This is a genomic window from Rhodoblastus sp., from assembly GCF_041915505.1.
Taxonomy (GTDB): domain Bacteria; phylum Pseudomonadota; class Alphaproteobacteria; order Rhizobiales; family Beijerinckiaceae; genus Rhodoblastus.
In genome coordinates, this window is record NZ_JAYSBG010000091.1 from 1 (window position 1) to 11,137 (window position 11,137).

The 11,137-nt window shown below is 66.3% G+C and carries 7 protein-coding genes and 1 pseudogene; 6 read left to right on the forward strand and 2 right to left on the reverse strand.

Annotation, left to right across the window (positions count from 1 at the left end; all coding sequences use genetic code 11):
- Both ACE3S9_RS07905 and mog read left to right on the forward strand, forming a co-directional pair.
- Positions 1-2,376: MMPL family transporter (locus ACE3S9_RS07905; RefSeq protein WP_374545900.1), on the forward strand; the 2,376-nt coding region annotated here is incomplete at its 5' end.
- Positions 2,373-2,921 (forward strand): molybdopterin adenylyltransferase, encoded by a 549-nt coding sequence (gene mog / locus ACE3S9_RS07910; protein WP_374545901.1) that lies wholly within the window; start codon positions 2,373-2,375, stop codon positions 2,919-2,921. The genes ACE3S9_RS07905 and mog, both read left to right, overlap by 4 nt.
- A gap of 6 nt (positions 2,922-2,927) precedes the next feature.
- Here mog and ACE3S9_RS07915 read toward each other — a convergent pair whose 3' ends face one another.
- Complete coding sequence (locus tag ACE3S9_RS07915; RefSeq protein WP_374545902.1) at positions 2,928-3,197, reverse strand: hypothetical protein; 270 nt, start codon at positions 3,195-3,197, stop codon at positions 2,928-2,930.
- 420 nt (positions 3,198-3,617) lie between these two features.
- Between ACE3S9_RS07915 and ACE3S9_RS07920 the strand changes: the two genes are divergently transcribed.
- The gene (locus ACE3S9_RS07920) at positions 3,618-6,080 is read left to right on the forward strand and encodes a circularly permuted type 2 ATP-grasp protein (protein WP_374545906.1); all 2,463 of its coding nucleotides are present in this window, start codon (positions 3,618-3,620) and stop codon (positions 6,078-6,080) included.
- Entirely contained in the window at positions 6,077-6,976 is a 900-nt protein-coding gene (locus ACE3S9_RS07925) for a transglutaminase N-terminal domain-containing protein (RefSeq protein WP_374545903.1), read from the forward strand. Before ACE3S9_RS07920 ends, ACE3S9_RS07925 begins: the two co-directional genes overlap by 4 nt.
- A gap of 24 nt (positions 6,977-7,000) precedes the next feature.
- On the opposite strand, the gene ACE3S9_RS07930 is transcribed toward ACE3S9_RS07925, so the two are convergent.
- The gene (locus ACE3S9_RS07930) at positions 7,001-7,183 is read right to left on the reverse strand and encodes a hypothetical protein (protein ID WP_374545904.1); all 183 of its coding nucleotides are present in this window, start codon (positions 7,181-7,183) and stop codon (positions 7,001-7,003) included.
- 156 nt (positions 7,184-7,339) lie between these two features.
- Here ACE3S9_RS07930 and ACE3S9_RS07935 point away from each other — a divergent pair, with 156 nt between their 5' ends.
- Both ACE3S9_RS07935 and ACE3S9_RS07940 read left to right on the forward strand, forming a co-directional pair.
- Positions 7,340-10,645: a DUF2126 domain-containing protein gene (locus tag ACE3S9_RS07935; RefSeq protein ID WP_374545905.1), complete on the forward strand. Its 3,306-nt coding sequence runs from the start codon at positions 7,340-7,342 to the stop codon at positions 10,643-10,645.
- Positions 10,646-10,922: 277 nt separating this feature from the next.
- A pseudogene (locus ACE3S9_RS07940) lies at positions 10,923-11,137 on the forward strand (hypothetical protein); the annotation flags it as partial.

Here is an 11,137-nt window from a genome sequence, read left to right on the forward strand (position 1 = left end):
AACATGTTGCTGGGGGTGCTCGACGCGCCCTCGCCGGAGCTCGCCACCAAGGGCGCTCTGGCTTTGGTTGCGGCGCTCAAGCCGCAAACCCAGCTCATCGAAAGTGCCCGCAGCCTGGAGACCAGCGACTTCTTCCGCCGCAACGGGCTGCTGTTCCTGCCGCAGAACGAGGTGGAGGCCAAGACCGACCAATTGGTCGAGGCCCAACCCTTTCTCGGGGCCCTGGCCAAAGATCCGTCGCTGCGCGGTTTCGGCGGCGCGCTCGGCCTGATGGCGCGCGGCGGCCAGAAGGAGGCGGCGGGCCTCGCCCAGCCTCTGACCAGCATCGCCGGCGCGCTCGACGCGGCCAATACCGGGACGGCGAGCGATTTCTCCTGGTCGGCGCTGTTTTCCGGCGCGGCGCCCTCGGTCCGCGACAAGCGCCGCTTCGTCATGATCAAGCCGGTGCTGGATTTTTCCGCGCTGGAGGCCGGCGCCGACGCCTCCGACGCCGTGCGCGCCACCGCGCAGAAAATCGGCCTGACGCCCGACGCCGGCTATCGCCTGCGCCTGACCGGCGACGTCGCCATGCAGGACGAGGAGTTCGGCACCTTGTCCGAGGGCGCGGCGCTCAACAACGGCCTGATGGTGCTGGCCGTTCTGTTCATCCTGTGGCGCGCTTTGCGCTGGGGGCGGCTGATCTTCGCCGTGGCGCTCAACACTTTGATGGGCCTTGTCATCACCGCCGCTGTCGGCCTGTGGATGGTCGGCTCGCTCAATCCGATTTCGGTGGCTTTCGCCGTGCTGTTCGTGGGCATTGGCGTCGATTTCGGCATTCAGTTCACGGTCCGCTATCGCGAGGAGCGCTATCGCGACAATGATCTGCGCCGGGCGGTCAATTCCGCCGGCGCGAAGGCGAGCCTGCCGCTGGCGCTTGCCGCGGCGACCACGGCGGCGGGCTTTTATTCCTTCATTCCGACCGATTATCGCGGCGTGTCGGAGCTCGGCCTGATCGCCGGCACTGGCATGATCATCGCCTTCCTGACTTCGATCACCGCTTTGCCGGCGCTGCTCGCCTTGCTGAAGTCGCCGTCCGAGGGCCGCACAGTTGGCTATGGCTTTCTGGCGCCGCTGGACGAATTCCAGATGCGCAATCGCAAGGCCATCGTCGCTTTCGCGCTCGGCCTCGCGCTGGTCGGCTCGCCGCTGCTGGCCAAGGTCCGGTTCGACTATAATCCGCTCAACCTGCGCAGCGCCAAGACCGAATCCGTGGCGGCTTTGCTCGACATGATGCAGGACCCGCACACCACGCCGAACATCATCGAAATCCTGGAGCCCTCGCTCAAACAGGCGGATGCGCTCGCCGTGAAATTGCGCGCGCTGCCGCTGGTCGAGAGCGTGACCAGCCTGTCGGATTTCGTGCCCGAGGACCAGGCGCCCAAGCTCGCCGCCATTAACGAGGCGCGCGGTCTGCTCGGACCGAGCCTCGATCCTGGCAAGCCGCCGGCGCCGCCGAGCGACGCGGAAGACGCCAAGGCCCTCGCGGCCGCTGGCGCGGCCTTGCGCAAGGCCGCCGGCGACGCCCCCGATCTGGCGCCGCTCGCGCGGGTCGGCGTCGCGCTGGAGAAACTGGCGCAGGGCCCCGAACCGGCGCGCCAGCGCGCCCGCGCCTTGCTGATCGAGCCGATGCAGGCGCTGCTCGACGACGTGCGCCTGACGCTTCAGGCCGGGCCGGTAACGATCGACAGCCTGCCGGCGGATTTGCGCGCCGACTGGATCACGTCCGACGGCCGCGCGCGGCTGGAGGTGGCGCCGCGCGGCGACAAGAATGATTATGACGCGATGCGGCCCTTCGTGGATTCCGTGCTCGCCGTCGCGCCGGAGGCCTCGGGCGCGCCGATCTCGATCCTGGCTTCGGGCGATACGGTGCTGCACGCCTTCGCCACCGCCGGCGCGCTGGCCTTCCTCTCCATTGCGATTCTGCTGTTTCTGGCGCTGCGGCGGGTCGGCGACGTGGCGCTGACGCTGGCGCCGTTGATGCTGGCCGGCGTCTATACGATGGAAATCTGCGCCCTGATCGGCCTGCGGCTGAATTTCGCGAATATTATCGCGCTGCCGCTGCTGCTCGGCCTCGGCGTCGCCTTCAAGATCTATTATGTCATCGCCTGGCGCGCGGGCTCGGCCAAATTGCTGCGCACCGGCTTGACGCGGGCGATCTTCTTCAGCGCCATGACCACGGCCACCGCCTTCGGCAGCCTGTGGATGTCGAACCATCCCGGCACGTCGAGCATGGGCAAGCTGCTGGCCTTGTCGCTCGCCACCACGCTTTGCGCGGCGGTCCTGTTCCAGCCGGCCCTGATGGGGCCGCCGCGCGTCTGCAAGGATAAGGACGAATGACCGAAACGCCCGCGAAACCGGCGAAAATCGGCGTCCTGACCATTTCCGACCGCGCCAGCGCCGGAATCTACGAGGATATTTCCGGTCCGGCCATTGTCGAATGGCTCGGCAAGGCTTTGTCCACGCCTTACGAGCTGGACGTGAGGATCATCCCCGACGGCTTCGAACGCGTGCGCGACGAACTGATCGACATGGCGGACACGGCCGGTTGCAGTCTGGTGCTGACCACCGGCGGCACCGGGCCGGCCCCGCGCGATCTCACGCCGGAGGCGACGCTGGCGGCGGCGCATCGTGAAATGCCCGGCTTCGGCGAGTTGATGCGGATGAAAAGCCTGGAGCAGACGCCGACGGCCATCCTGTCTCGCCAGACGGCGGCCCATCGCGGCGCCTGCCTGTTCGTGAATCTGCCGGGCAGTCCGCGCTCGATCGACCTCTGCCTCAAGGCCGTTTTCCCGGCCATTCCCTATTGCGTGGAGCTGATCGGCGGGGCCTGGCTCGACACCCATCCGGACGTGATCAAGACAGTGCGCCCGGCGAAAAAATAGCCGGCGTCAACGCATCATTTTCAGGCATTCGCCGGCTGCTTCGGCATTGGCTTTCGCGGAAAAGGGGCTGATTTCGCCCTTGGCGACGAGCGCAAGAGCCTTCCCCTTGACGAATTGATATTTGTCGCCGGCGGATTTGATCCCGGGGGCGGCGGCGCGGAAAATGGCCTTGCCGTCGTCCGAGAGGCTCGCGGCGCAGGCTGACGCGGCCGCCATATCGGCGGAAGCGCCGGATGGCGCGAGAACGATAAAGGCCATGGCGAAGCGGAGGATCATGGGCGTCTCCCCTTTTTATCCGGCGCCGAAGGCTGGCGTGCGGTCATGCGCGAAGGCGGTGGCGACCGCTAGAGTCGATTCCTTTGTTGACGCAGCGTTTTTTGCGAAAAGCCGGCGTCCACTTTTTCGCACGCTGATCTAGGCTCCCGCGCAGGTTCCGGCCTGTCAGGATAGCTGCAAACCCGGCTCGTCCCAAGCCAAAGTCTGTCGACGCTTGATAAAGCGCCAGGTTAAAAAATAGGCTGAAGCGATGCTTTTTTGGCACACGAATTTTTTCTCCGCCCCGCTATGATGGCTTTTCGCGCTTTCGGACAATGCGCGTCGCGGCTCGAAGCGCTGGAGTGGGGTTTGTCAGGGGGGGCAATGCTGGGACCGACGCCGGGGAGCGCCTCGAATACAAAGGCGAGACGCCTGGTGGAGATGACGGCGGCCTATCGGCCGCTGCAGGGCGCGCCGGATGAATTCATCGGCGCGGACGGGCGTCCGCGCGGCCATTGGCTGGAATTTTTCGACAAGATGGCGGGGCTCGGCAGCGACGATATCGCCCGCCGTTTCGAGGCCATCGAGCGCAATATCCGCGAGCAGGGCGTGTCCTATCGCGCCTATGGCGAGACGGTCGACCGCAGTTGGCCGCTCAGCCATATGCCGCTGCTGATCTCCGAACAGGACTGGGCGGTGATCGAGGCCGGCGTCACCCAGCGCGCCGAAGCCTACGAGGGGCTGCTGGCCGATCTCTACGGCCGGGGCGCGCTGGTTTCCGGCGGCCATCTGCCTGCCGCGGCGGTGACCGGCAGCGCCGATTTCCTGCATCCGATGATCGGCATTCCGCCGCGCGGCGGGCGCTATCTCAGCCTCTACGCCGCCGATCTCGGCCGCGGTCCGGACGGCCAATGGTGGGTGCTCAACGACCGCACCCAGGCGCCCTCCGGCCTCGGCTATGCGCTGGAGAACCGGCTCAACCTGTCGCGCGCCTTCCAGACCATCTATCGCGACATGAACGTGCGCCGGCTGGCGCCCTTCTTCCAGGCTTTCCGCGCCGGCCTCGCCGCGCTCGCCAGCCGGTCGGAGCCGCGCATCTGCCTGCACACGCCCGGCCCCTATAGCGAGACTTATTACGAACAGGCCTATCTCGCGCGCTATCTCGGCTTCATGCTGGTCGAGGGCGCCGATCTGGTGGCCCGCGACGGGCTCGCCCATGTCCGCACCATCGCCGGGTTGAAGCGCGCCGACGTGATCTGGCGGCGCATCGATTCCGATTTCGCCGATCCGCTCGAATTGAGGAGCGGCTCGCAGCTCGGCGTGCCGGGGCTGGTCGAGACCATCCGCCAGGGCAATGTGGCGGTGGCCAACGCCATCGGCGCCGGCGTCGCCGAGACCCCGGCTCTGCTCGGCTTCATGACCAGCCTCGCCGGTCAGATTCTCGGCGAGAAGCTGATCCTGCCGACCATCGCGACCTGGTGGTGCGGCCAGGCGGCGGAGCGCGAATATGTGCTGAGCCGCCTGCAGGACATGGCCATCGCTCCGGCCTTCGGCGCCTCGATCTCGCGCAGGACGTTCAGCCGCCCGATCATTGCCGGCGAGCTGACCGAGAAGCAGCGCGCGCAGCTTGCGGCGGCGATCCGGGAGCGCGGCGCCGATTTCGTCGGCCAGGAGGTGGTCGGGCTGTCGACCACGCCGGTCTGGGTCGACAACCGGCTGGAGCCGCGCCCCTTCGTGCTGCGCGTCTATGCGGCGGTCGGGCCGGACGGCAAGTTCCAGGTCATGCCGGGCGGCTTCTGCCGCATTTCGGACCGGGTGGATTCGCGCGCGGTGGCGATGGGGCTGGGCGTGCAGACGGCCGACGTCTGGATCGCCGGCAGCCGTCCGGTCGAGCCGACAACCTTGCTGCCGCAGGGCGACACGGTGTCGATCCGCCGCATCATGGGCAATCTGCCGAGCCGCGCCGCCGACAATCTGTTCTGGCTTGGCCGCTATCTGGAGCGCGCCGAGGCGACGGTGCGTCTCGTTCGCTGCCTGACGCGGCGCGCGATCGAAAACGAGGATATGTTCCAGGAGGGCGCCGCGACCACGCAGCGCCTGCGCAAATTGCTCGGCGACTGGGGCGCGGTTCCGGCCAAGCTGAAAGTCCCGCTGACGCCGCAGGGCTTTCTCAACGCGGCTCTGTTCAATGTCGACGAATTCGGCTCGGCGGTGTCGCTGGCCCGCGCCTCCCAGCGCACGGCCTCGGCGATCCGCGAGCGGCTTTCCAGCGACACCTGGCGCATCATCGTCGATCTGAGCAAGAAGCTGGAGGACGGCCGCGTTCCGCTCGACGAGCCGGAAATCCTGGAGCTGACCGACAATGCGCTGCAGGCCATCGCCAGCATTTCCGGCCTGGCGCAGGAGAATATGAACCGAGTCGCCGGCTGGCGATTCCTGGAGATCGGCCGCCGTCTGGAGCGCGGCGTCAACGCCTGCCGCTTGGTGCGCTCCTTCGGGATGGAGCAGGCCCGCGCGGCCGATTTCGACGTGCTGCTCGACCTGATCGACTCGCAGATCACCTATCGCTCGCGCTATATCGCGGGGGTCGCGCCCTATCCGGTGCGCGACATGGCGCTGCTCGATCCGTTCAATCCGCGCTCCGTCGCCTTCCAGACCGAACGGCTCGCCGAACATATCGCGACCCTGCCGATGCTGCGCAATGACGGGATGCTGGAGCCGCCCAATCGCATCGCCATCGAGCTGAACGCCGACCTGACCACCAAGGTCGCCGCCTGCATCACCACCGAATTCGTCCTGTCGATCGAGCGGCGGCTGATGGGCCTCGGCGACGCCATAGCCGCGCGCTATTTCCTGCAGGGCGCCAATGCCGCGCGGGAAGAACGACAGATGGGGCTCGCGTGATCTACGACATTCGCCACGTCACCACTTACAGCTATGAGGCGCCGGTGGGCTATTCGCTCTGCGCCTTGCGGCTGCGGCCGACCAGCCGCGCCGGACAAAGGGTCATCGACGTGCAGATCGACATCGATCCGCCGGCCGCCAAGCGCATCCGGCGCGAATGTTTCTTCGGCAATTCGTTTGAGATCGTCCATATCGAGGCCGAGCATCGCGAGCTTTCCGTCACCGCGCGGGCGCGCATCGCCGTGTCGCGGCCGGTGGCGCCGGCGGCGACGGCCTGTTGGGAGGACGTGCGCCAGCAGGCCTTCAGCGCCAAGGATCTCGGTCCGCAATCGCCCGCCCATTTCATCTACGCCAGCCGGGTCGTGACGCTCGACGAGCCTGTCGTCGCTTATGCGCGGGAAAGCTTTCCGCCGGGGCGGCAGGTGCTGGAGGGCGCGGTGAACCTGATGGAGCGCATCTGGGACGATTTCGATTACGATCCCAAGGCGACGCTGGTCTCGACGCCGCTCGGCGAGGCTTTCGAGAAAAAGAAGGGCGTCTGCCAGGATTTCGCCCATATCATGATCGCGGGATTGCGTGGCGTCGGCCTGCCGGCGCGCTATGTCAGCGGCTATCTGCGCACCGTGCCCCCGGCCGGGCAGGAGCGGCTCGAAGGAGCCGACGCCACCCATGCCTGGGTCGCGGTATGGTGCGGCCCGCTCGACGGTTGGGTCGGCCTCGATCCGACCAACAAGATTCTGGTCGGAGACGATCACATCATCCTCGCCGAGGGCCGCGATTACGCCGATGTCGCCCCGATCGACGGCGTGATTCTTTCGTCTGGCGGGCAGGACGTGGATGTCGGCGTCGACGTCATTCCGATCGCCTCCGAAAACGTCCCGCCGACTTTCGCGTGAGGCTCTTTCACGGGGCGAGCTCTCTCAGGCAAGGCTCTCTCCCTTTCCTCGCAAGCGGGGAGAGGGGACGCCCGGCGGGAAGGCTTTGTTCGCGCCGACGGACATTGTGTCTTGCGGGTAAGCCATGACGATATGTTCAATGATCTCGATGACGCTTGCGAGACGATTCTGGCCGTTTTGGCGCATGAACGACAGCGGATAAGCCAATATTCGCCGCGCTCCCGCGGGGCGAGGCGACGACGGGCGCCTAAACTTCTGGCAGATCGCTCGCTTCAGTGACGAAAAGCCTGCAATTCGGACGTGACGGCCCGCGTTCCCCTCCGCATAAATGGACAACTGCCGCCAAGAAAGGCTATCGCCGCAATGGCCATCCTCGCGAAACTTCACCACGCCACCCGTTATTCCTACGATCGCCCGGTGTCGCTGGGGCCGCAGATCGTCCGCCTGCGGCCGGCGCCGCATTGCCGCACGCCGGTGCTGGCCTATTCGCTGAAGATCCAGCCGGAAAACCATTTCATCAACTGGCAGCAGGACCCGCACGGCAATTATCTCGCCCGGCTGGTCTTCCCCGAGCCGACCGACGAATTTTCCATCACGGTGGACGTGCTCGCCGAAATGGCGGTCTATAACCCGTTCGACTTTTTCATCGAAGATTATGCGCAGACCTTCCCCTTCAAATATGCCGAATCCCTGACCAAGGACATCGCCGCCTATATCGGCGCCGAGCCGGCCGGGCCATTGCTCCAGGCCTATCTCGACCAGATCCCGCGCGAGGAAATGGGCACGGTCGATTTCCTGGTCGCGCTGAACACCGATCTTCAGCACAAGATCAAATATCTCGTCCGCATGGAGCCCGGCGTGCAGACGCCGGAAGAAACGCTGAAACTCTCCTCGGGCTCGTGCCGCGACACCGGCTGGCTGCTGGTTCAGGTGTTGCGCCATCTCGGCTTCGCCGCGCGTTTCGTCTCCGGCTATCTCATCCAGCTCAAGCCGGATGTGAAGGCGCTCGACGGCCCCGCTGGCACGGATCACGATTTCACCGATCTGCATGCCTGGGCCGAGGTCTATATCCCCGGCGCCGGCTGGGTCGGCCTTGACCCGACCTCGGGCCTGTTCGCGGGCGAGGGCCATCTGCCGCTCGCCGCCACGCCGCATTATTCCTCCGCCGCGCCGATCGAAGGCTTTATTTCCGGCGACGCTCACGCCGATTTCGGCTTTGAAATGACGGTCGAGCGGCTGGACGAAAAGCCCCGCGTCACCGCGCCGTTCTCGGACGAGGCCTGGGAGGCGCTCGACAAGCTCGGCAAGAGGGTCGACCAGGACCTCAAGGCGCAGGACGTGCGCCTGACCATGGGCGGTGAGCCGACCTTCATCTCGATCGACGATTATCAGTCGCCGGAATGGAACACCGAGGCGGTGGGGCCGACCAAAAGAGGGCTGGCCGACAACCTGACCCGGCGGTTGCGCGACGAGTTCGCGCCCAATGGCTTCCTGCATTACGGTCAGGGCAAATGGTATCCCGGCGAAAGCCTGCCGCGCTGGACCTTCTCGATCTATTGGCGCAAGGACGGCGAGCCGATCTGGCGCGACATGAATCTGATCGCCCGCGAGAAACCGGCTCAGCCGGCTACGCCGGAGCAGGCCCATCGGTTCTGCGCCGCCGTCGCCGAAAAGCTGATGATACCGGACGATTACATCGTGCCGGCCTATGAAGACCCGGCGCAATGGATTCTCAAGGAATCCGAATTGCCGATGAATGTCACGCCCGGCGACAGCAAGCTCGCCGAGCCGGAGGAGCGCGCCCGTTTCGCCCGCGTGTTCTCGCAGGGCCTGAACGTGCCGACCGGCTTCGTGCTGCCGGTGCAGCGCTGGAATGCGCAGACCCAGACGCGAAGCTGGATCAGCCAGAAATGGCCGCTGCGGCGCGGCGCCATCTTCCTCCATCCCGGCGATTCGCCGATCGGCTTCCGCCTGCCGCTCGGCTCGCTGCCCTATGTGCCGCAAAGCGCCTATCCGTTCATCGTGGATCAGGACCCGACCGAGCCGCGCGTGCCTTTGCCGAAGGCCGAGGCGCTGGCGCAGAAATACCGTCGTGGCGCGGTGACGCGCGACCAGCAGCTCTGGGGCCAGCAGTTGGTTGGTTTCTCGTCGGAGGTGCGCACGGCCTTGGCGATCGAGCCGCGTGACGGACGGCTGCATGTGTTCATGCCGCCGGTCAGCTTTCTGGAAGATTATCTGGAACTGCTCGCCGCCGTCGAAGCCGCCGCGAAAGACCTCGACATGCCGGTCCATATCGAGGGCTATCCGCCGCCGCTCGACTGGCGCATGCAGGTCATCCGCGTCGCGCCCGATCCGGGCGTCATCGAGGTCAATGTCCATCCCTCGGACAATTGGGACGAGCTGGTCGCGATCAGCACCAATCTCTATGAACATGCGCGGCAAACGCGGCTGGGCACCGAGAAATTCATGGTCGACGGGCGCCATGTCGGCACCGGCGGCGGCAATCATGTCGTCATCGGCGGCGCCACGCCCAACGATTCGCCCTTCCTGCGCCGTCCGGACCTGCTGAAAAGCCTGGTGGTCTATTGGCAGCGGCATCCCTCGCTGTCCTATTTGTTCTCCGGCCTGTTCATCGGCCCGACCTCGCAATCGCCGCGCATCGACGAGGCGCGTCACGACGCGCTCTATGAAATGGAGATCGCGCTGGCCAATACGCCGCGTCCGGGCGAAGGCTATATCCCGCCCTGGCTGGTCGACCGGCTCTATCGCAATCTGCTGGCCGACGTGACCGGCAACACCCATCGCGCGGAAATCTGCATCGACAAGCTCTATTCGCCGTCGGGCCCGACCGGGCGGCTCGGGCTCGTCGAGTTCCGCTCGTTCGAAATGCCGCCGGACGCGCGCATGTCGCTGGCGCAGCAATTATTGCTGCGGGCGCTGGTCGCCTGGTTCTGGCGCGAGCCGCAGGAAGGCGAACTGGTGCGCTGGGGCACCAGCCTGCACGACCGCTTCATGATGCCGCATTACGTCTGGGACGATTTCCTCGACGTGCTCGAAGACCTGCGTCGCGCCGGCTACGAGTTCGATCAGGAATGGTATCGCGCGCAATATGAGTTCCGCTTCCCGTTCTACGGCCAGGTCGAACATTCCGGCGTCAAGCTGGAAATCCGCCAGGCGCTGGAGCCGTGGCACGTGATGGGCGAGGAGGGCGCCATCGGCGGCACGGTGCGCTTCGTCGATTCCTCGGTGGAGCGCCTGCAGGTGCGGGTCGAGGGCTATAATGAGGCGCGTCATATCGTGACCTGCAACGGCCGCCGGCTGCCGCTCGGCACGACGGGGCGGCGCGGCGAGGCGGTCGCGGGCGTGCGCTTCAAGGCCTGGCAGCCCTATTCGGGCTATCATCCGACGATCTGGCCGCATGTGCCTTTGACCTTCGACATCATCGACAAGTGGAGCAAAAGGTCGCTCGGCGGCTGCGTCTATTATTCGGCCCATCCGGGCGGCCGCAATTACGAGACCTTCCCGGTCAACACCTATGAGGCCGAGGCGCGCCGTCTCGCCCGCTTCCAGGATCACGGCCACACGCCGGGCCGGGTCTGGCTGCCGGCGCCGGAAATCACCGGCGATTTCCCGAACACGCTGGACCTGCGCCGCCCGGTAGGAGTCTAAAGGGCGCCGCCGCCGCCGACTCCCTTCTCCCCTTGCGGGAGAAGGTGGCTCACGCCAAAGGCGTGAGACGGATGAGGGGAAAGCCCCCCGGACGGGCGGGCGCCGCCGTCAATTTTTCGCGACGCCGGAACGTAGACGCGGCGCGGGGAATTGAGCCTCCGAAGGCGCCCGGACCAAGAAGCGCCGCGCGCGCGCCCGATTTGACGCGCCATTGGGCCTCGACGGCCGCCTTCGATCATTCGCTCCGAAGCAATCGCCGGACGCGAGGGAGGGGGCCATGCTCCGACATTTAGCAAAACTTCCGTATTGCTGCGGCGGTCTTGACCGCCGCGACCTGTTGCGCGGCGCGACGCTGGCCGCGCTGCTTTCAGCCATTGGCGGCGGCGCGCGTCCGGCGCGCGCTCAGGCCCTTCAGACGGCGCCGCCCGAAATCGACCGGCTCGCGATCCGCATTCTGGTCGATTCCTACCAGTTCGCCGTCGCGCCCAGCCG